Here is a 19,428-nt window from a genome sequence, read left to right as displayed (position 1 = left end):
TGCAAGGACTCCGGTGAACAGGAAAACACTCAAGGACGATGGCTTTGCCGGATTCCGGCAGATCGAGCACCTCGAGGTCAACCGGATTCCGCAGCGCCAGGGGCTCTTCGCCATACTGCGCCTCGAGGGTTTTGAACCCCGGTACCTCCCGAAGAGCACTGCCGGCGTATTCAAGAAGAAGAACCCGTCCCTGGCCGAGGCTGAGCTTGCCGGCGAATGGGTCGCGGAGGCGGACATCCTGTTCATCGGCAAGGCCGGCCCCGGCAGCAACGGCAACCGCGGTCTGAGGCGCCAAATCCAGGGGTTTGTGGACTTCGGCAAGGGTAGACCGCCCGGGCACTGGGACGGCCGCCTCATCTGGCAGCTGACCGGCGCCGGTGCACTGCTGGTTGCGTGGAAGGAACTGCCGGTGGAAGAACTCAACCGGGCGCACGCTGACTACCACGCCCGGTTCCGCGGGTGCTACGGCCGCCTGCCCTACGCCAACCTGGTCCAGGCCCGTGCCTAGGCAGGCACAGGACCGGAGATTCGTCTCGAACCGGTCCCGGCGCAACCCCCTGCTGGGGCCGTTGGAGGACGCCCGTTGGGTCCGCATCCCGGTCATCGCACTGGCAGCTGTGTTCCTGGCAGGCTGTGTGCCGGGCGACGACGGTGCCTCCTCCCCCGCGGACACGGCTCCGGCAACGGTCGAAGCTTCAGGGGAAGCAGCAAATGCTGAGGAATCAGCGGCAAAGCGGTGGGTCCCCGTCCCCGGAGACACCTGGCAGTGGCAGCTGACCGGCGCCCTGGATTCCCGTGTGGACGCGCGGATCTACGACGTTGACTACGAACGGACCAGCAGTGTCGAGGTCGCCCGCCTGCACCGGGACGGCCGCCGGGTTATCTGCTACCTGTCGGTGGGCTCCTGGGAGGATTTCCGCCCGGATTCGGGTGGGTTTCCGGACGAGGTGCTGGGCAAGGTGATGGACGGCTGGCCGGATGAACGATGGCTGGATATTCGCCGCCAGGACATCCTGCTGCCCTTGCTGGCAGCCAGGATGGACATCTGCGCACACAAGGGATTTGATGCCGTGGAGCCGGACAACGTGGACGGCTACCGCAACGAGACAGGCTTCGAGCTCAGCTCAGCGGACCAGCTGTCCTTCAACCGCGCCGTCGCCCGCCTGGCACACGAACGCGGACTGTCCGTGGCGCTGAAGAACGACCTGGAGCAGATCCCCCACCTTGTGGGCGACTTCGACTTCGCCATAAATGAGGAATGCGCACTGTACGGGGAATGCGGGGACTACCTGCCTTTCACCGAGGCTGGCAAGGCGGTGCTGCACGTGGAATACGCTGGACTTCTGCGCGGAGTCCACGCGCCTCGGCCTGTCCTCAATGCTGAAGCCGCTGGATCTCGGGGCGGACCGGCAGCCCTGCTGAACTTCGGCTCCAGGGCGAAGCTCAGCAGGATGCCGGCAGTAACCGGTCATACCGCCGGGCACAGCCCGGCGGTATGGCTACCGGACGGGATAACCCGCGTCCGCGATGGCCTTCTTGACGTCGGCAATCGCGTTGTCCGGACCGAAGTGGAAGATTGACGCCGCCAGCACGGCATCCGCACCGGCAGCGATGGCCGGCGGAAAATGCTCAGGCAAGCCGGCGCCGCCGGAAGCGATCAGCGGGACCTGCACGGCTGCCCGCACGGCCCGGATCATTTCCAGGTCGAATCCATCCCGGGTACCGTCAGCGTCGATGGAGTTCAGCAGGATCTCCCCCACGCCCCGGTCAGCGGCTTCCCTGGCCCAGGCAACGGCGTCGATCCCCGTGCCCTTGCGGCCTCCGTGGGTGGTGATTTCAAAGCCCGACGGCGTTGAACCGTCGTGCGTTCGCCTCGCGTCCACGGAGAGCACCAGCACCTGGGAGCCGAAGTGCCGGGTGATCTCATCAATCACGTCCGGACGCGCAACGGCTGCAGAGTTGATGGACGCCTTGTCCGCACCGTAGCGCAGCAGCCGGTCAACATCCTCAACAGTGCGGACGCCGCCGCCTACGGTCAGCGGAATGAAGACTTCCTCGGCCGTGCGGGAGACGACGTCGAACACGGTTTCCCGTGCCCCGGAGGACGCGGTGACGTCCAGGAACGTCAGCTCGTCTGCACCGGCGCGGTCGTAGCGGTGGGCCAGCTCAACCGGGTCACCGGCGTCGCGCAGGCCTTCGAAGTTGATGCCCTTGACCACGCGGCCGGCATCAACGTCCAGGCAGGGAATGACGCGGATGGCAACGCTCATGACTGCGCTCCCCTAGATCCGGCAGGCGTGGATGGTGCTGACCAGGATGGCGCGGGCGCCAAGGTCGTACAGCTCGTCCATGATGCGGTTGGTGTCCGACTTCTTGATCATGGAGCGCACGGCTACCCACTCCGAGTCCCGCAGCGGGGAGACGGTCGGGGATTCAAGGCCCGGGGTGAGGGCAGCGGCCGCTTCGACCAGTTCCTTGCGGACGTCGTAGTCCATCATCACGTACTGCCGGGCCACCAGGACACCCTTGAGGCGGCGCTTGAGCACCTCCAGCCCGGCGGGGTTGGCACCCTTGCGGCCGATCAGCACGGCTTCGGACTTCAGGATGGGTTCACCGAAGATCTCCATCCCGGCGGCGCGGAGCGTGGTACCGGTTTCAACGACGTCGGCAATCGCGTCAGCGACGCCAAGGCGCACAGAGGATTCAACGGCGCCATCGAGGCGAACAACAGACGCATCGACGCCGTGTTCGGCCAGGTAGTCGCGCAGCAGTCCGTCGTAGCTGGTGGCGATGCGCTTGCCGTTGAGTTCTTCAAGGGAGGCGAACTCCCCCACCGGTCCGGCAAAGCGGAAGGTCGATGCACCAAAGCCGAGGCTCATCAGTTCTTCAGCATCCACCTGCGCGTCCAGGAAGAGGTCGCGGCCGGTGAGTCCGACGTCGAGCGTTCCGGAGCCGACGTAGACGGCAATGTCGCGCGGGCGGAGGAAGAAGAATTCGATGTCGTTGTCGGGATCGACCATCACCAGTTCGCGGCTGTCGCGGCGCTGGCGGTAACCGGCCTCGGAGAGCATGGCGGAGGCGGATTCGGAAAGGGCGCCCTTGTTGGGCACTGCTACACGGAGCATTGGAGTATTTCTTTCGCTGGAAGTCAGATGGGAACTGGGCCTGCCGGCGGGCCACACACTGTTTGAGGGGTACTCAAAGGCAGCGCGTGGCTAGAGATGCTTGTAAACGTCCTGCAGGGTCATGCCTTTGGCAAGCATAAGGACCTGCAGGTGATAGAGCAGCTGGGAGATCTCCTCTGCTGCGGCTTCGTCAGACTCGTACTCGGCAGCCATCCAGACTTCTGCGGCCTCTTCGACTACCTTCTTGCCGATGCCGTGGACGCCGGACTCGAGTTCGGCGACGGTGCGTGACCCGGCTGGCCGGGTCGCCGCCTTCTCACTGAGTTCGGCAAATAGCTCTTCGAAGGTTTTCACAGATCAAGGGTACGCGCTGCGTCACAATCTGCCCCATTCCGGCTCGGCTGTGTGACGAAGGACGCTTCCGGCGGCGTCCCCGCCCGGCGCTACCACGCATCTTCAAACCACTGATCCGGGTGAAGGCCTGCTCAGATCATCGGAATCATTCCCTGGCTGCGGCACCGCCCCCGCCGGGTTTACCGCGGTTCATCGGGACGAGATTGAATTCGTGCCCGTGGTTTCGACTGTGGGATCCCCCGAGGCATAAGTGACGCTGTTGTTCTCCCCTTCGACATCGATGTCACGGGTCTCCTCGACGCCGACAGTATTCCCGGTCCCGCCGACATCAATTTCGGGCACATTCCTAAGGTTGGCCTCATTGTTGTTGCCGTCGATATCGAGGCTTTCAGCGTTCTCGCCGGTAACTGAGTTGTCATTGCCGCGGATATCAATGTCTTCACACTGACCGGTCGTCTTCACGCTGGTGCCGTTGGTCTGGACGTCGATATCTCCCCCGCCGTTGCACGTAACGGTAATGCTGGTGTTCGGTTCAGTAATTCGGTGCTCTTCATCGCGGCTGAGGGTAATCGTCTCGTCGGAGTTCCCGGATGCCGCTGATGTGCCTGAGTCTGTTGGAGACGCGCTCACGCTCTCCGGTGTTCCGGCACTGGTTGATGGGATACCGGTTTCCAGGGGTTCCGGCGCCGGGTTGGTGCATCCGGTGATGAGCGCGAGGCCCGCGACGGCGGTGAGCACTGGCGCGGTGACACGGAAATTGCGGTACATGCGGGTTCTCCTCAGCTAGACGGGGCTGGGTGTTGCGCGGCCTGCCCCAAGGGAAGCTGCGCTCTTTGGCGGTTCCGCTTCCGGGGTCTTTCCGCTTGCCCATCCAGTCTTCAGCACGTTGGCCGGGACGGCCATGCTGAGGCTCGTCAATGACCACAGACTCGGCTGAAACGGACTGGAACTCCATGGCTAGCTTGCTGCTTCCCCTCCTCTGGCTGGCGTGGACGGATTGGTGTGGCGAGGGTGTTGGGCACCGGGGTTCCCATCCCCAGGTGCCGGTGTTGCGGAAGTGATCACTTAGACCACAGGAGCAACAGGGAGTGGGAACCTTGGCCTGTTACCTCGCGCCCCGCCGTTGCCCCGGTTTCCGGGCGCAGCCGTTCCCAGCCACAATCGGCTGGCTATTGTTGGCGAATGGAAATCGTGCCGTATTCCGCCGAATACCGCGGGCCGTTGCTGGCTCTTTCGCTGCGGGCCAGGGAACCAGTGTTCCCGTTGGTCAAGTCAGCTGTCCCTGCCTTCGTCTACGAGTCGTTCTACCCCGATGGCTGGCGCAGCCGGCAGTCCAATGATCTCGGAGCAATCCTCGACGGTGAGCCGGAGAATATCGACGTTGCCCTGATCGACAAGTCACCTGCGGGTTGGGTCTGCACGCGGCTTCATCCGGAGGACAGCATGGGTGAGGTCTATGTTCTTGCTGTCGACCCCCGTCACCAAGGAAAAGGAATCGGCCGCGCACTCGTGCAGCACGCCATCGAACAGGCGCGAGTACAGGGCATGCGAATGGTGATGGTAGAAACGGGCGACGACCCCGGACATTCACCGGCCCGCCACCTCTACGAAGGGTCCGGGTTCAAGCGGTGGCCAGTTGCCCGCTACTTCAAGGAGATAAGCGGCGGAAAGCCGTGAACGAGCGATATATCGTTGCAGCGTGACGGACACACGCATCGCCTGGCAGTTCACGGCCCTCACGTTCGTGATCGCCTACGGCTTTGCGGGCGCGCTGATCATCGCAGCCCGTTTCGGGTACGAGGTGAACAACGTTGTCACGTCCTTCCCTGAGTTCCTCGCGAACGTGCCCTTCTCCGTTTATATTCTTTCGCCCGCAATCGCTTCCTACATCGTTCTTAGGAAGAGCGGACAGGTAGCGGGTCTGCGGGGATGGCTGCAGGTCGTGTTCTTCGCCAAAGGACGCCCGGCGGGCTATCTGCTGGTCGTCTCGGCGCTCATCGTGTACTTTTCGCTCCACCTGCTTGTATCCGGACCTTCGGCATACGCGCTTCCCTGGTTCATGTTTTTTCTGTCGCTGCCCGGCAACCTCATCATCGGCGGCATGGAAGAAGCCGGCTGGATGACAGCGCTCCAGCCGCAGCTCTACCGGCGGTGGGGGTACTTCGTGTCCTCCGTGTTGGTCGGAATCATCTGGCTGCTCTGGCATGTACCCCTGTTCTTCATCCCCGGCACCAACCATGAATCAGGCGTCATCGACTTCTGGATGTTCGCTGTCCAGGTCATGGCATTCCGCTTCCTCTACGGAGCAATTCTCACTGTCTCGCCCCGCAATGCCGTGTTCCTGTGCATCCTGTGCCACACCATGTTCAACGCGGCCAGCTTCACCTTCGGGGTCCCGCCGACAACCTGGGCGGGCACCATCACGGCGAACGCTGCAGTGCTGGCTCTCGCCGTCGCCGTCGTGGTTGTTTCGCACCGGAGTGCGGCAGCGAGGCAAGACAGGCGGCTGGCGTCCTGACGGTTCAGCGCTATGTCAGTGCGCGGCTGGCGCGCCCTGACGGCTGTCCTGGCGGTAAACATAGCGGCCGGCGGCTCGGAAACCGGCCCTGGCGTACAGTGCCTGCGCGTCGTGGTTCGCTGCAGTCACCTGGAGCCAAAAGTCCGTGGCGTTCACATCCTTCCCTGCCCGCAGCAACGAGGCCAGGACAGCTGCCGCGAGGCCCTGCCGACGCGCCGCGGGGATGGTGGCCATGCAGTAGATGCCACCCCGGCTGCTGCCCTCGGGCAGCGCAAGGCGGCCGACCGCAGCGGGCTGGCCTCCGCTGTCACGTACGAGGGAGGGCCGCCGCAGCGGGGTCTTCGGAGATTTGGAAGTTCACTGGAAGCCGGCGGCGGCCGTACCAGGACCGCGCCTCGCGGAGCAGACCGGAAAGTTCTTCACCTGAGTGTCCGTTGATGTCCCTCGGCCAGACGGAGTTGGCCCGCTGGGTTACTCCTCCCGCGGCGCGGAGAATCCAGCCGCCGGACTCGTCCCGGTCCAGCGCCGGCCACGCGGCATCCATGGCGGACTCCAGCGACAGGGGCAAGGGCTTCACCTGCTCGGCAGTGCGCAATGTTCCCCCTTTCACCTCGGTCGAAGGGCCCAGAGTACCCGAGCCCTTCAACGGACTCCGCCGTGATGGCTTCAGCGAGAGGGTGCGGTGACTCTACTGACGGGCATCCTTCGAATCCATGATCTGGTCCATCACCAGCGAACCCGTTGCCGCGAGGACCGCCATCACGCGCCGCGGCCTGGCCGCCCCGCGGCGGATCAACCACGTTTCGATCCGCTCGTCCACTACCAGGCTCAGTGCCAGGAACCCGCTCGCCGTGACGCCCACCGCCCCTGCCAAAGCGGTCAATGCGATTGCCGTTGTCCGCGACGGGCCCGTATTCGTGCGCACATAAGAAGGAAGGGCTGCGGTGCTGCCCGCCCCGCCGTCGAGCCTGTCCACTGCCGGCGTGACAAGATCGACTCTCCCGGCGGCGGCCATCTCCCGCCCTTGCCGAGCACCTCTCCGAAAGGCTGCGGCAATGATAATGCCAGCCGCGGCGCCGGGAGCGAGAACATAAGGCCCGGCGCACCCCCGGAGATCAGCTGGCCGGGCTTTTCAGGGTAAGTGCCCCGGATAAGGCGGCCAGCGTCAGGGACAGGGGAAGATTCTTCATGGTCAACACGCTACAGGCTGGCGGTCAACAGCTTTCGGCGCGAGACATAAGGCGGAGCAGTGCTGTCCGGTGTGATGATGGGAGCAGATGCCATCCTGTCCGGAAAGGGCGCACCACATGGCGGAAACCGCACCGGCCCCTGCCGACAAGCGCAGCCGCCTGCTCGTCGTCGCAATCCTCGCCTCATTCGTGGCGTTCCTTGACGGCAGCATCGTCACCGTCGCCCTGCCGGCCATCGGCGAGGAACTCGGCGGCGGGCTCGCCACCCAGCAGTGGACGGTCAACGCCTATCTGCTCACCCTCGGCGCGCTGATCCTGCTTGCCGGTTCGCTCTCCGACTCCTTCGGCCGGCTCCGGGTGCTCACCTTGGGGCTGATTGGGTTCGGCGCCGCATCAATCGGCTGTGCCCTGGCCTGGGATCCGGAAGTCCTCGTCATCGCACGGGCGATCCAGGGCATGGCGGCCGCATTGCTGGTCCCCAGCAGTCTGGCCTTAATTACGACGGCGTATGCCGGGCCGGCGCGCGCCCGCGCCATCGGAACGTGGACAGCCTGGACCGGCACCGCGGCGATCATCGGGCCGCTGCTGGGCGGCGTGCTGGTTGACTGGTTCAGCTGGCGCCTGATCTTCGCCGTCAATGTGCTGCCGGTGGCGCTGACCCTGCTGCTGATGCTGGGCCTGCAGGACAGTCCGCGCCGCCGGACCGCACTGGACATTCCCGGAGCGCTGCTCGCAGTTGCCGGACTGGGCGGCCCCGTCTATGCACTGATTGAACAGGAGCGGCTGGGATGGGCGGACCCGGCGGTGTATCTCTCCCTCGCCGGAGGCCTGGCTGCCCTGGTGCTGTTCGTGGTTCGGGAAGCGCGCGCCAAGGCACCGATGATGCCTCTATACCTGTTCCGGGTCCGCAACTTCCGCTACGGAAACCTGGTGACCGCAGCCGCTTACGGTGCGCTCTCCCTCGGCACGTTTGCGCTGACCGTTTTCGTCCAGGAAGCGGCAGGCTTCACTGCCATCCAGGCAGGTCTCATTTCCCTGCCGCTTCCGGTGGCCATGCTCCTGCTCTCCACTTACTTCGGAAACCTGGCCGGGAAGTACGGCCCACGGATCTTCATGACCTGCGGCCCGGCAATCATGGGTATTGGTTTCCTGCTGATGCTCTCGGTCAGTCCACCGCTGAATCTGCTGACCCAACTGCTGCCGGGCCTGCTGCTCTTCAGCCTGGGGCTCGCGGTCATGGTGGCTCCGCTGACCGCCGCCGTGCTTGGTGCGCTGAACGAGACCGACGCTGGAATCGGATCCGCCGTGAACAACGCGGTCAGCCGGGTGGCCGGCCTCATCACGGTTGCCCTTATCGGCACCATTTCCGCCGGGTCCCTGGACTACGCAGGTTTCCAGCGGACGGTACTGGCGACGGCGCTGCTGATGTTCGCCGCCGCACTGATCGCGTTCCTGGGAATCCGTACGCCGGAGCGAGACGGCAGTCCGGCTTAGCCGGAGCCCGGTTGATATAAGCGTTTCAGGGGCAGTTCCTGCATCAGGAACGCCCCTCCGCTAGGCTCCCGTCATGCCGCTCATAGACAGCTCGCTGGACACAGCCGCCAAACGAGTCTCGATTTCCTGGCACCTGGACCCTTCTCCGGACCGGGTGTGGTGGGGACTCACCGATCCGGAGGCACTGCCCCAGTGGATGGGCAGGGTGATTTCGGGCCGGTTTGCACGGGAGGAGACCGTGCTCATTGAGCACGCCGAGGACTACTGCTGCACCAGTGAGATCCTGGAGTGCGAACCGGAGCGGCTGATCGCCATGACCTGGCATTTCCCTGAGGAACCGGTCTCCCGGCTGCGCATTGAGCTCACACCGAACGGAACCGGCACGCAGCTGGTCCTGACACACGAGGCCCTCGGCGCCGAGACAGGGAACTACCTGCCCGGCTGGTATACACACCTGCTCTACCTGGAAGCACAGCTCGCTGGCGAGCCGCGTCCCATGGCAGAGTTCTGGGCCACCTACGAAACCCTTGCGGGCACAGGGCCGGAACCCTAGACCCCGGCCCCGCGCAGCACAGCGACTGTGTTGACCGCAGCAGCAAACGCCTCGTAGCCCTTGTCCTCCGACGAACCCTCGAGACCGGCACGGTCCAGGGCCTGCTCCTCGGTGTCGCAGGTCAGCACCCCAAACCCGACCGGCGTTCCGGTCTGCACGCTCACCTGTGTAAGCCCCTGCGTCGCCGACGAGCACACGTAATCAAAGTGCGGGGTTCCGCCGCGGATAACGACGCCGAGGGCCACGACGGCGTCGAAGTGCGGTGCCAGCCGCGCAGCAGCTACGGAGAGCTCAAACGTTCCCGGAACCCGGACCAGCTTCGGCCCAAGCCCGGCATCCGAGGCAGCACGCAGGGCGCCCTCCACCAGTCCGTTCATCACCTCGGTGTGCCAGCTGGCGGCAACAATCGCCACCCGAATGTCCAGGCCCTGGGCCCTGATGCTGCTGACGTCGTTATCCGGCGCGCCGTGTCCGCTCATGTTCCGTGTCCTCTTCGTAGACGGTAGTTAGCTCTGCTTCACGGGATTGGCCCGCAGCAGGTTCAGGTGGTGGTTCATCCGGTCCCGCTTGGTCTGCAGATACCGCTCGTTCTCGGCCCGGACCGGCACCTCGGAGGGAACCATCGCCTCCACCTCGACGCCGTACGCCTCAAGCCGGTCCCGCTTCACCGGGTTGTTGGTCAGCAGGCGGATCCGCGGCGTGCCCATTTGCAGGAGGATCTCCGCCGCGGCCTGATAGTCCCGTGCATCCACCGGCAGGCCAAGCTGCTCGTTGGCCTCAACGGTGTCCGCGCCGGCTTCCTGCAGCGCGTACGCGCGGAGTTTGTTCGCCAGCCCGATCCCCCTGCCCTCGTGTCCGCGCAGATACAGCACGGTTCCACCGTGCAGGCTGATCAGGCCGAGCGCCTGTTCCAGCTGCTCCCCGCAGTCACACCGGTAAGAGGCGAATACATCACCGGTCAGGCATTCGGAATGCAGCCGGACCAGCGGGGTTCCGCCGTCGGGGTCCGTCCCCGGGGCGGAAACGCTCAGGTGTTCGGCTCCGGTCCGTGTATCGGTCCAGACCCGCGCGGTGAAGTCGCCGTACGCCGTCGGCAGCTGGACTACGGGTCCGGGCACCACGTTCGCTGCGTCCATCACCGCCGGCCTCCTGCTGCAGCCGGTGCGGCCGCCGCCAGATGCACGACCAGGTCCTCGATCGAGACCAGCGGCAGGCCATGCTCATCAGCGAACTGCCGCAGGGCGGGCAGGCGCATCATGGAACCGTCGTCGTGCACCAGCTCGGCGATCACGCCAACCGGTGTGCAGCCGGCCAGCCGCGCCAGCTCGACGGCGGCCTCGGTGTGTCCACGGCGGGCACGCACCCCGCCATCGTGGGCACGCAGCGGAAAGATGTGTCCCGGCCGGTTCAGGTCGCCGGCCAGGGACGCGGGATCCGCCAGCACCCTCGAGGTCAGCGCCCGGTCGGCCGCGCTAATGCCGGTGCTGGTGCCCGACGCCGCGTCGCAGGACACCGTATAGGCGGTGCCCTTGGCGTCCTGGTTGACCGCGGTCATGGGCGGCAGGTCCAGCCGGTCCGCCCATTCCCCCGGCAGCGGAACACAGACCACGCCGGAGGTGTACCGCACGGTGAAGCCCATCAGTTCAGCGGTGGCGTGCTGGGCGGCGAAGATAATGTCACCTTCATTTTCGCGGTCCTCGTCATCCACGACGACGACGGCGCCTCCCGCAGCGATCGCCCGGATTGCGGCGTGAATCGGGTCCATCCGGGTGCTCATGCTTCCTCCTCGGGGCCGGATGCGGGAGCCGCAAACGCGAGCAGCCGCTCCGCGTACTTGGCCAGCACATCCACTTCCAGATTTACCGGGGCCCCGGGTTTCAGTGCACCCAGCCCGGTCTCGGCCAGCGTGGTGGGAATCAGCCCGACTTCAAACCAAGGCTCGGGATCCCGTGGTTCGCTCACGGCAGTGACGGTGAGGGAAACGCCGTCGACGGCAATGGAGCCCTTCTCCGCGATGTAGCGGGCCAGCCGGGCCGGCACGCGGAACCGCAGCCGGTCCCAGCTGCCCAGGTCTTCGCGTTCCAAGAGGGTCCCCACACCGTCCACATGGCCTTGGACGACGTGCCCGTCCAGGCGCCCGCCGGCAGGAACGCAGCGTTCAAGATTCACTTTCCGGCCCGCTTCGAGCGAACCGGTTGTGGTCCGGTCCAGGGTCTCGCCCATGACGTCCAATGAAATCCGGTTCCCGTCGATGGCGGTTGCGGTCAGGCAGACGCCGTTGACTGCGATCGATCCGCCGAGGCCGAGCTCCCCGGAGGTGCGGGGGGCGTCGATCACCAGTACCTTTCCGGCGTCGGATGAGTCGGATTCCAGGGAAACTACGCTGCCCTGTTCAGCAACAATGCCGGTAAACACGTATCAGGTCCTTACTCTGAGGTCATTTTCGGGAAGCGGTTCGAGGTGCAGCCGGAGGTCCGGTCCCACGGGGACGGCAGCCCCGCCCCCGGCCTGGTCCCAGCGCCAGCGCTGTATCTGAGCCATGGACACAATGCCGAGTCCGGCAAACGCCGGGGTGCCCGCACCCAGCAGTGCGGGCGCGGTGTATGCCAGCAGCTCATCGGCCAGCCCGGCGCGCAGGAACGCTCCGGCCACGGTGCCGCCGCCCTCCACCATCAGGTGCCGCACGCCGCGGTCATACAGTTCGGCCAGTACGACGGCGGGATCATGGGTTTTCAGGTGCAGGAACCTCCCGTCGGCCCCCCGGACGCGTGCGCCGCCGGGAACCGGGGTGTGGCCCATGACCACCCGGAGGGGCTGCTGCACGGCGTCGCTGCCGTCTGGGTTTCGGGCAGTCAGCCGGGGATCGTCGGCCTGGACGGTTCCGGTGCCGGCCAAGATGGCGTCGGCCCGGAGACGCAGGTCCTGGGCATCTGCCCGGGCTTCGGGAGAGGTGATCCACTGGCTGGTGCCGTCTGCCGCTGCCGTCCTGCCGTCCAGTGTCTGCGCGGTTTTGACGGTGAGAAACGGACGACGCGCTGCTGTGGCCACGGCCCAGCGGTGGTTCAGTTCCCGGGATGCTCCGGCAAGGAGCCCGCCTTCGGCATCGATCCCAGCAGCGGCCAGGGCGGCGGCTCCGCCCGCAGCGTCGTCATTGGTATCCGCGGCACCGTAAACCACCCGGGCGAGTCCGGCACGGAGAATCGCCTGTGAACAGGGCCCCGTCCGGCCGGTGTGGTGGCACGGTTCCAGAGTGACCACCATGGTTGCCCCGCGCACGTCCGTGCCCGCCGCGGCAGCGGATGCGAGGGCATCAGCCTCTGCATGCGGGGTTCCGGCACCGCGGTGCCAGCCGGTCGCCAGGACATCTCCGGAAGGGCCGAGGATCACGGCACCCACCAGGGGATTCGCGCCGCGCACTCCCCTGCATGCCAGCTGGAGCGCCTGCTCCATCGCCGTATGTTCGGCGTCGGAAAAGGCCATGGCTACCTCACCGTGGGGTCCGGCATTGAAACCTGCACCTGCGGCTTTTCGTTCGCTTTGGCACGCCACCAGACAAAGAAGCCGATCAGGGTGAAGATGCCGTAGAACAGGTACATAAACGCCGTCGCGTAGTAGCCGGCGCTAAAGAGCAGCGGGACACCGACGATGTCCACGGCCACCCAGATGAGCCAGAATTCGACCCAGCCCTTGGCCATGCCGTAGGTGGCCAGCAGCGATCCGACGAACGTCCAGGCATCCGCCCACACCGGCTCGTAGGAGCCAAGCATCCCGAACACGGGAGTCAGTGCCACCGTGCCCAGGATCAGGACCGCGACTAGGCCCAGCCGTGCCCGTCCTGACGCCCACTGCGGCGTAACGGCGTCCGCGCCGGAGTTTTTGCTGGCCTGCCAGCGGCGCCAGCCGTAGATGGCGACGGCGATGAACATCACCTGCCGCCCGGCCTGGCCGAGCAGATTCGCTGTGCTGGCGTCGCCAAAGATGGAGCCGAGGAAAACGGTCAGAAGGAGCAGGTTGCCGGCAATGCCTACCGGCCAGGCCCAGATCTTCCGGCGCATGCCGCCAAGGGCGCTGAGCAGCCCAAAGATGTTGCCTAGTACTTCGCGCACCAGCAGGGAAGAACTCCCCACGGGGATCTGCGCGTCAAAGAGCCACCGCAAAAAATCCAATGTCGTTCCTTATCCCGTAGCGGCGGCTCCGGGGGTACGACAGTGCGATGCATCAACAGCACGGGGTACCCAAATGGGTACGCCGAGGCGTCGGTTCAACAAACTGTACGTGCTTCTCCCATCCAGACTTTAACTGTCGGTACCGGAATTTCACCGGTTCAACCGTCCATCCTGCTGAGGGGTCCCAGCCGGACGTGCGGGTCGCGGACTATAACCGCCGGTTCGGAATTACACCGACCCCGGAGCACGTTTGTGTAATCCACATTCTCGCACAGGTTATGGATGCAGATTCAAGTTTTTATGCAGCGTGTGACGGGCGGGACATGAGGCGTCATGTCCCGCACGCCGGGGGTCACGTTTACGCGACGCGCAGGTCAATCTCCCCCGGTGCTCCACCGTCGGCGCCGAAGACCAGCTGGCGGTTGGCTACCTTGTCCGTGAAGAACCGGTCGTGGCTGACCACCACCACGGCTCCGGGGAAATGCAGCAGTGCCTGTTCCATGACCTGGGTGCTCGAAAGGTCCAGGTGGTTCGTCGGTTCATCCAGCAGCAGCACCGAGGCGCCGGAGAGCAGGCACTGTGCCATAGCCACACGTGCCTTCTGCCCGCCGGAGAGGTTGCCGATCTTCTGCCTCAAATCCGCTTCGGAGAACTGGAACATGGCCAGGAACCTGTTCACCGACTTCTTCGTCGCCTTCAGCGCCAGGCTGTCAGGCATCGCGTTCACGGCGTGCGTAACCGTATCGGCGTCGTCCAGTTCAGCCAGGACCTGGTTGTAGGAGACCATGCCGGCGCCGTTCGCCCAGGTGACCTTGCCGGCGTCGGGGGTTTCCTCACCGGTGAGCACACGCAGCAGCGTGGTTTTGCCGCTGCCGTTGGCGCCCAGGACCACCAGCCTGTCACCACGCTGGATCTCGAAGGACACGCCGCTGAACAGGGTCCTGCCGCCATACGACTTGGCCACGTCCTGCACGCGGCACAGATTGTCCTTCACATGCAGGCCCGCATAGATCTCGGTGATGATCTGGTCCACGGGGCGCGGCGCACGGGACTTCTTGATTCGGGCAAGCTTCGCGCCCAGGGTCCGGCCGCCTGCCTTGGCGGCCTCGCGGCGGTCGGCAATGCCTTCGGCTTCAAAGGCCAGCAGCTCGGATTCGTGCACGAACTGGGATGCCAGCTGCTTCAGCCGGAACTGCTTCTGGATGACGTACTCGGCGAAGTTCCCGGGATATTCGTGCAGGTGGTAGTTCTCCACCTCGATGATCCGGGTCACCACGGCGTCCAGGAACGCCCGGTCGTGGGAAACCACGACGGCGGCACCGCGGAAGTCGCGGAACCAGCCTTCCAGCCACTGGACACCCTCGACGTCGAGGTAGTTGGTCGGTTCATCCAGGAGCAGCACGTCCGGGGCCTGCAGCAGGATCTTTGCCAGCGCCGCGCGGTTCCGCCAGCCGCCGGACAGCGCGTCGATTGGGCAGGTGCGGTGGGCTTCGCTGAAGCCAAGGGTGGTCAGCGCGGCGTCGATCCGGCGCGGATAGTCCCACCCGTCCAAGTGGTCCATCGCTTCGAACAGTTCGGACTGCCGGCGAATGAGCTTGTCCATGGTCTTTTCATCAGGGTCCGCACCGAGGGCTTCGTCGATTGACGCAAGCTCCGCTTCCACGTCCTTGATCTCGGTGAACAGCCCGTCCAGGACTTCGGTGACGGTGGAGTCTCCGGCGAGTTCGGAGAACTGGGAGAAGTAACCGATCTTCAGCCCGTCGTCCACACTCACGGTGCCGGAATCCGGTTCCAGCTGCTGCAGGATGAGCTTGAGCAGGGTGGACTTTCCGGATCCGTTCTTCCCGATCAGGCCCACCCGGTCCTTGGGCTCCAGCCGGAAGAACACCTCACGCAGGATTTGGGACTTCTCGAAGCCAACGTTGACGTCCTGCAGCCTGATCAGGCTCATTCGGGTGTGTCCTCTCGGGATGGAAGCAAGCCACTTATCTTATCGGTCCTGCGCCGCCCCCTGTTCCCCGCCGGAGCACCGACGCATACTAAAGGCGTTCCGCAGACCATCCACATGCGCAGGAGGTGCCCGGCGATGGTGCAGGCAACAACACTGGTTTCCGGACTGGGAATGGGAGAATCTGCCCGCTGGCATGGCGGTGAGTTCTATTTCGCTGACTGGACGGCCGGCACCATTTCCGCGCTCGACGCCGCGGGAAACGTCCGAAGGGTTGCCGGAGTACCGTCATTCCCGATCACCTTTGACTGGCTGCCGGACGGCCGCATGGCCGTGGTCTCCGGTGCCGACGGCGCCGTGCTGGCTGAAGTTCCGCATGCTGGCCTGGTACCCCTGGCCGACCTTCGAAGCTTCTCCCCCCACCCCTGGAACGAAATTGCGGTCCATCCCGCCGGCAACATTTACGTGAACGGCATTGGGCAGGATTACGCCGGCGAACCACAGGACAACGGGCTGATCGTGCTGATCCGGCCGGACGGAACGGCCCGGCAGGTGGCCGGGAATCTGGCCTTTCCCAACGGGATGCTCGTCTCGGCCGACGGCTCCACCCTTGTGGTCGCCGAATCCAACGCCGGTCGGCTCACGTCCTTCGAGATCCTGCCGGACGGCACCCTGGCCCCGTCCCGGACCTGGGCCACCGTGGAAGGCAGTGCCCCGGACGGTATCAGCTGGGACGGGAGCGGGGGGATCTGGTTCGCCGAGGTCCCGGGAGAACGCTGTGTCCGGGTCCAGGAAGGCGGTACCGTGCTGGAGACCGTGGAGCTGGATGACGGCTGCTTCTCCTGCGCCGCCGGCGGTGATGACGGCGGCCTGCTGTTCATGATGACGGCGCAGTGGCCCCAGGTCATGGACCCCGGCTGGGAGAAAACCGGCCGGGTCATGGTGCAGCGGGTTCGGCCCCGGAGCTTCCCTAACCGGGCTCCCTAGCCGGTGCGGCTCACCGCGCTGGCCTGTGCCCGCAGCTTGGCAATCGCCTCATTCGGATCCTCCGTGCCGTAGACCGCCGACCCGGCCACGAACACATTGGCACCGGCTTCAGCCGCGCGCTCAATAGTGTCCGGAGCGATTCCGCCGTCCACCTGGATGGCGATTGGCAGACCGGAGCCCCGGACGGCCTCGGCAGCGCGGCGGATCTTGGGCAGGGTCACGTCCAGGAACTTCTGTCCGCCGAAGCCGGGTTCCACGGTCATGATCAGCAGCATGTCCAGCTCGGGAAGCATGTCCAGGTAAGGCTCCACCGGCGTGGCCGGTTTGAGTGCCATTCCTGCCTTTGCCCCGCGGTCCCGGAGCTCACGGGCGAGGCGGATCGGCGCAGCGGCTGCTTCAACATGGAAGGTCACTGACGCCAGGCCGGCCTCGGCGTAGGCCGGAGCCCAGCGGTCGGCGTCGGCGATCATCAGGTGCGCGTCCAGCGGCAGGGCGCTGACTTCCTGGATGCGCCTGACCACGGGCAGCCCGATGGTCAGGTTCGGGACGAAGTGGTTGTCCATCACGTCCACGTGCACGGCGTCGGCGCCGCTGATGCGTTCCAGCTCGGCTTCCAGGTTCACGAAGTCGGCGGACAGGATGCTCGGGTTGATGCAGCAGTTGCTCACGGTGCTCTCCTAGGTCAGATCTTCCGGCGGATCAGGGCCAGGAACATCGCGTCGGTCTGGTGGATGTGCGGCCACAGCTGTGCTGTGGACTCATGGCCTGCTTCGAGGGAACCGGTCAGGCTGACCGCGTCCAGGGCGGCACCGGCGTCGAGCAGTTCCAGGTCATTGCGCTTGCGCAGCACATCTGCCACCACGGCTTTGGTTTCGGCCGGGTGCGGGGAACAGGTCACATAGGCCACTACGCCCCCCGGCTTCACCGCATCCACCGCGGTGGTCAGCAGTTCGCGCTGCAGCGAGCCAAGATCGCCGACATCGCCGGGCTGGCGTCGCCAGCGCGACTCCGGGCGGCGGCGCAGAGCGCCGAGGCCGGTGCAGGGCGCGTCAACGAGGATCCGGTCGAATGTCTCCGGGTAGTCCTCGGCCACCGTGCGGCCGTCTCCGGTGCGCACGTTCCAGGTCTCCCCCGGAACAGCTTCCAGGGCCTGGCGGACCAGCTGAGCGCGGTGCGGCGCCGGCTCATTGGCAAGGATGACTGCGCCCTTTTCGTGGGCCAGGGCGGCGAGCAGGGCTGCCTTGCCGCCGGGGCCGGCACACATGTCCAGCCACTTCTCCATGCCGTCCTCGTCCGGAGCGACGCCGTCCAGTTCCAGCTCGGCCAGGGCCCGGGCTACCAGCTGGGATCCGGCGTCCTGCACACGTGTAGTTCCGGCCCGCACGGATTCCAGGCGTCCCACGTCGCCGGCGGCGAACAGGGCGGAGTCCTTAACCAGCCCGCCGTCCACTGCGCCGGCTTCGCGGGCTTCATCGAGGCTGCCGAGTCCCGGCAGCGCAACCAGGTTCACGACCGGTGCGTCGTTGTCCGCCTGGAGCAGGTCGGTGATTTCCTCGACGCTGCGCCCGTGCGCAACCAGAGACTGGCGCAGGGCGCGCACGATCCATTCGGGGTGGCTGTACTCGATAGCCGACCGCTTGACTGCATCCTGCTCATCTTCGGTCAGCAGAGCGGTCCATTCCGCAAGGTCGCGGGCGGCGACCTTACGCAGCACCGCATTGATCAGTGCGGACGGGCCGGCGCCGATCACGGCACGGGCCAGGCCCACGGTCTGGTCCAGTGCGGCGTGGGCGGGAACCCTCATGGCGAGGAGCTGGTGCGCGCCGATGCGCAGCGCATCCAGGACGGCGGGATCCAGTTTCTCCAGCGGGCGGTCCACGCAGCGGGCCAGGATGGCGTCATAGATGCCCTGTCCGCGCAGGGCGCCATAGGCAAGTTCGGTGGCAAATCCTGCATCGCGCTTGTCCAGGCGGTGCTTGCGGATGCTCTTGGGCAGCACCAGGTTGGCGTAGGCATCTTCGCCGGAAACGGCGCGGAGAACCTCAAAGGCAACAAGGCGGGCCGGGTCGGCGGCGCGGGTACGCTGCGACGGTGCCGCAGATGTGCGGCTCCGGACGGACGGACGGCTGCGCTGATGCCCCTTGGCGTTGCGGTCGCTGCTGCTCACTTAAAAACCACGTCCTCACGCTGGCCCAGTCCGCGGGCCCAGTCGGCTCCGGACATCATCTTCTTTCCTGCGGGCTGGACCCGCTGCAGTTCCAGGGCAGTGCTGCCGGTGCCCACAAGCGCCTCAGCGGCGCTGCCTGATCCGAGCCGGACCTGGCCGGGTGCCAGGTCAGTGACGTCCGGACGCGGACGGGCGGCACCGATCTTGAACCGTGCTCCGTCCCAGGTGGTCCATGCCCCGGGCTCCGGCGTCACGCCGTTAATCCGGCGGCGGAGGGCCAGGGCGGGCTGTTCCCAGTTCAGGTGCCCGTCCTCGATGGTGAGTTTCGGGGCAAGTGTCACTTCGCCGGTCTGCGGAACCGGCGCTGCCTTCCCCGCCTGGATGGCGGCAAGGGTCTGGGCCAGCAGGACGGCGCCGCTGTGCGAAAGCCGTTCCAGCAGTTCTCCGCTGGTCAGGGCAGGATCCACGCTCTCTGTGAGCTGTCCGAAGACCGGCCCGGTGTCCAGGCCCTGTTCCAGCAGGAACGTACAGGCACCGGTGATCTCGTCTCCGGCAATCACTGAATGCTGTACCGGTGCTGCGCCGCGCCAGGCCGGAAGCAGGGAGAAATGCAGGTTGATCCAGCCGTGCTTGGGGATGGACAGTGCACGTTCAGGGATCAGGGCACCGTAGGCCACGATCGCGGCGGCGTCGGGAGCCAGCGCGGAAATGGCGGCAACGGCGTCGTCGTCAATCCTGTCCGCCTTGATGGTCGGCAGATCCAGTTCCGCTGCCCGCGCCGCGACGGGCGAAGGGGTGAAGACGCGCTTGCGGCCCAGTGGGGCGTCCGGGCGGGTCAGGACACCAACGACGTCGAACCCTGCCGTGATCAGTGCGTCCAGGGAGGGAACGGCGACGGCCGGTGTCCCGGCGAAAAGTACTCGCAT

At 65.8% G+C, this 19,428-nt stretch carries 24 protein-coding genes and 1 riboswitch; of the genes, 8 read left to right on the top strand and 16 right to left on the bottom strand.

The features are described 5' to 3' along the window. Positions 1-13: 13 nt before the first annotated feature. Together FYJ28_RS01095 and FYJ28_RS01090 are read left to right on the top strand one after the other, a co-directional pair. Positions 14-508, top strand: a complete 495-nt coding sequence (locus FYJ28_RS01095; protein WP_326831420.1) for a hypothetical protein — start codon at positions 14-16, stop codon at positions 506-508. Next, entirely contained in the window at positions 501-1,580 is a 1,080-nt protein-coding gene (locus FYJ28_RS01090) for an endo alpha-1,4 polygalactosaminidase (RefSeq protein ID WP_326831419.1), read from the top strand. The genes FYJ28_RS01095 and FYJ28_RS01090 overlap by 8 nt, the downstream gene beginning before the upstream one ends. Here FYJ28_RS01090 and hisF read toward each other — a convergent pair. From hisF to FYJ28_RS01070, 4 genes are all read right to left on the bottom strand, one after another. Next, a complete protein-coding gene (gene hisF, locus FYJ28_RS01085) occupies positions 1,500-2,270 on the bottom strand; it encodes an imidazole glycerol phosphate synthase subunit HisF (RefSeq protein ID WP_154577987.1) in 771 nt (256 codons plus the stop codon). The two genes, FYJ28_RS01090 and hisF, sit on opposite strands and share 81 nt — an antisense overlap. Positions 2,271-2,282: 12 nt before the next feature. Further along, positions 2,283-3,125, bottom strand: a complete 843-nt coding sequence (hisG, locus tag FYJ28_RS01080) for an ATP phosphoribosyltransferase (protein WP_154577986.1) — start codon at positions 3,123-3,125, stop codon at positions 2,283-2,285. Between the two features lie 90 nt (positions 3,126-3,215). Next, on the bottom strand, positions 3,216-3,479 hold the full coding sequence (locus FYJ28_RS01075) for a phosphoribosyl-ATP diphosphatase (protein ID WP_055241458.1): 264 nt from the start codon (positions 3,477-3,479) through the stop codon (positions 3,216-3,218). Between the two features lie 189 nt (positions 3,480-3,668). Beyond that, entirely contained in the window at positions 3,669-4,247 is a 579-nt protein-coding gene (locus tag FYJ28_RS01070; RefSeq protein ID WP_154577985.1) for a DUF3060 domain-containing protein, read from the bottom strand. Positions 4,248-4,661: 414 nt separating this feature from the next. Between FYJ28_RS01070 and FYJ28_RS01065 the strand changes: the two genes are divergently transcribed. Next, the gene (locus FYJ28_RS01065) at positions 4,662-5,156 is read left to right on the top strand and encodes a GNAT family N-acetyltransferase (RefSeq protein ID WP_154577984.1); all 495 of its coding nucleotides are present in this window, start codon (positions 4,662-4,664) and stop codon (positions 5,154-5,156) included. Between the two features lie 22 nt (positions 5,157-5,178). After that, positions 5,179-5,997: a CPBP family glutamic-type intramembrane protease gene (locus FYJ28_RS17595; RefSeq protein ID WP_326831418.1), complete on the top strand. Its 819-nt coding sequence runs from the start codon at positions 5,179-5,181 to the stop codon at positions 5,995-5,997. 15 nt (positions 5,998-6,012) lie between these two features. Here the strand turns inward: FYJ28_RS17595 and FYJ28_RS17590 are convergent, their stop codons facing one another. Then, entirely contained in the window at positions 6,013-6,267 is a 255-nt protein-coding gene (locus FYJ28_RS17590; protein ID WP_326831470.1) for a GNAT family N-acetyltransferase, read from the bottom strand. 37 nt (positions 6,268-6,304) lie between these two features. Then, the gene (locus tag FYJ28_RS17585; protein ID WP_326831417.1) at positions 6,305-6,565 is read right to left on the bottom strand and encodes a GNAT family N-acetyltransferase, cg3035/Rv0428c family; all 261 of its coding nucleotides are present in this window, start codon (positions 6,563-6,565) and stop codon (positions 6,305-6,307) included. Positions 6,566-6,710: 145 nt separating this feature from the next. Here FYJ28_RS17585 and FYJ28_RS01050 point away from each other — a divergent pair, with 145 nt between their 5' ends. From FYJ28_RS01050 to FYJ28_RS01040, 3 genes are all read left to right on the top strand, one after another. Next, the gene (locus FYJ28_RS01050; protein WP_154577983.1) at positions 6,711-6,926 is read left to right on the top strand and encodes a hypothetical protein; all 216 of its coding nucleotides are present in this window, start codon (positions 6,711-6,713) and stop codon (positions 6,924-6,926) included. 378 nt (positions 6,927-7,304) lie between these two features. After that, positions 7,305-8,681 carry an MFS transporter gene (locus FYJ28_RS01045; protein ID WP_154577982.1) on the top strand — a complete coding sequence of 459 codons (1,377 nt, stop codon included), beginning with the start codon at positions 7,305-7,307 and terminating at the stop codon, positions 8,679-8,681. 73 nt (positions 8,682-8,754) lie between these two features. Beyond that, positions 8,755-9,234, top strand: a complete 480-nt coding sequence (locus FYJ28_RS01040) for an SRPBCC domain-containing protein (RefSeq protein WP_154577981.1) — start codon at positions 8,755-8,757, stop codon at positions 9,232-9,234. On the opposite strand, the gene ribH is transcribed toward FYJ28_RS01040, so the two are convergent. From ribH to FYJ28_RS01005, 7 genes are all read right to left on the bottom strand, one after another. Continuing rightward, positions 9,231-9,713 carry a 6,7-dimethyl-8-ribityllumazine synthase gene (gene ribH / locus FYJ28_RS01035; protein ID WP_154577980.1) on the bottom strand — a complete coding sequence of 161 codons (483 nt, stop codon included), beginning with the start codon at positions 9,711-9,713 and terminating at the stop codon, positions 9,231-9,233. The genes FYJ28_RS01040 and ribH overlap by 4 nt on opposite strands. A 27-nt stretch (positions 9,714-9,740) precedes the next feature. Beyond that, the gene (gene ribA, locus FYJ28_RS01030) at positions 9,741-10,370 is read right to left on the bottom strand and encodes a GTP cyclohydrolase II (RefSeq protein WP_154577979.1); all 630 of its coding nucleotides are present in this window, start codon (positions 10,368-10,370) and stop codon (positions 9,741-9,743) included. Beyond that, entirely contained in the window at positions 10,370-11,011 is a 642-nt protein-coding gene (ribB, locus tag FYJ28_RS01025; RefSeq protein ID WP_154577978.1) for a 3,4-dihydroxy-2-butanone-4-phosphate synthase, read from the bottom strand. Before ribB ends, ribA begins: the two co-directional genes overlap by 1 nt. Next, on the bottom strand, positions 11,008-11,649 hold the full coding sequence (locus tag FYJ28_RS01020) for a riboflavin synthase (protein WP_055241487.1): 642 nt from the start codon (positions 11,647-11,649) through the stop codon (positions 11,008-11,010). The genes ribB and FYJ28_RS01020 overlap by 4 nt, the downstream gene beginning before the upstream one ends. 3 nt (positions 11,650-11,652) lie before the next feature. Next, positions 11,653-12,714, bottom strand: coding sequence for a bifunctional diaminohydroxyphosphoribosylaminopyrimidine deaminase/5-amino-6-(5-phosphoribosylamino)uracil reductase RibD (ribD, locus tag FYJ28_RS01015; RefSeq protein WP_154577977.1), 1,062 nt, complete (start codon positions 12,712-12,714; stop codon positions 11,653-11,655). Between the two features lie 2 nt (positions 12,715-12,716). Next, positions 12,717-13,400: a nicotinamide riboside transporter PnuC gene (pnuC, locus tag FYJ28_RS01010; RefSeq protein ID WP_154577976.1), complete on the bottom strand. Its 684-nt coding sequence runs from the start codon at positions 13,398-13,400 to the stop codon at positions 12,717-12,719. 105 nt (positions 13,401-13,505) lie between these two features. Further along, a riboswitch (FMN riboswitch) is annotated at positions 13,506-13,652 on the bottom strand. A 106-nt stretch (positions 13,653-13,758) separates the two neighbouring features. Continuing rightward, complete coding sequence (locus FYJ28_RS01005) at positions 13,759-15,351, bottom strand: ABC-F family ATP-binding cassette domain-containing protein (protein WP_154577975.1); 1,593 nt, start codon at positions 15,349-15,351, stop codon at positions 13,759-13,761. Between the two features lie 135 nt (positions 15,352-15,486). Between FYJ28_RS01005 and FYJ28_RS01000 the strand changes: the two genes are divergently transcribed. Next, entirely contained in the window at positions 15,487-16,335 is an 849-nt protein-coding gene (locus FYJ28_RS01000; protein ID WP_154577974.1) for an SMP-30/gluconolactonase/LRE family protein, read from the top strand. Here the strand turns inward: FYJ28_RS01000 and rpe are convergent. The 3 genes from rpe to fmt are packed head-to-tail and all read right to left on the bottom strand — an operon-like array spanning position 16,332 to position 19,428. Further along, entirely contained in the window at positions 16,332-17,003 is a 672-nt protein-coding gene (rpe, locus tag FYJ28_RS00995) for a ribulose-phosphate 3-epimerase (RefSeq protein ID WP_326831416.1), read from the bottom strand. The two genes, FYJ28_RS01000 and rpe, sit on opposite strands and share 4 nt — an antisense overlap. Positions 17,004-17,017: 14 nt before the next feature. Then, on the bottom strand, positions 17,018-18,502 hold the full coding sequence (locus FYJ28_RS00990; RefSeq protein ID WP_326831415.1) for an RsmB/NOP family class I SAM-dependent RNA methyltransferase: 1,485 nt from the start codon (positions 18,500-18,502) through the stop codon (positions 17,018-17,020). After that, a complete protein-coding gene (fmt, locus tag FYJ28_RS00985; protein ID WP_154577973.1) occupies positions 18,499-19,428 on the bottom strand; it encodes a methionyl-tRNA formyltransferase in 930 nt (309 codons plus the stop codon). The genes FYJ28_RS00990 and fmt overlap by 4 nt, the downstream gene beginning before the upstream one ends.

The sequence above is a fragment of the Arthrobacter sp. BL-252-APC-1A genome, assembly GCF_009696625.1.
Taxonomy (GTDB): Bacteria; Actinomycetota; Actinomycetes; order Actinomycetales; family Micrococcaceae; genus Arthrobacter_B.
The sequence above is the reverse complement of the archived record's forward strand: the minus strand, read 5'-3'. Positions and strand labels throughout refer to the sequence as shown.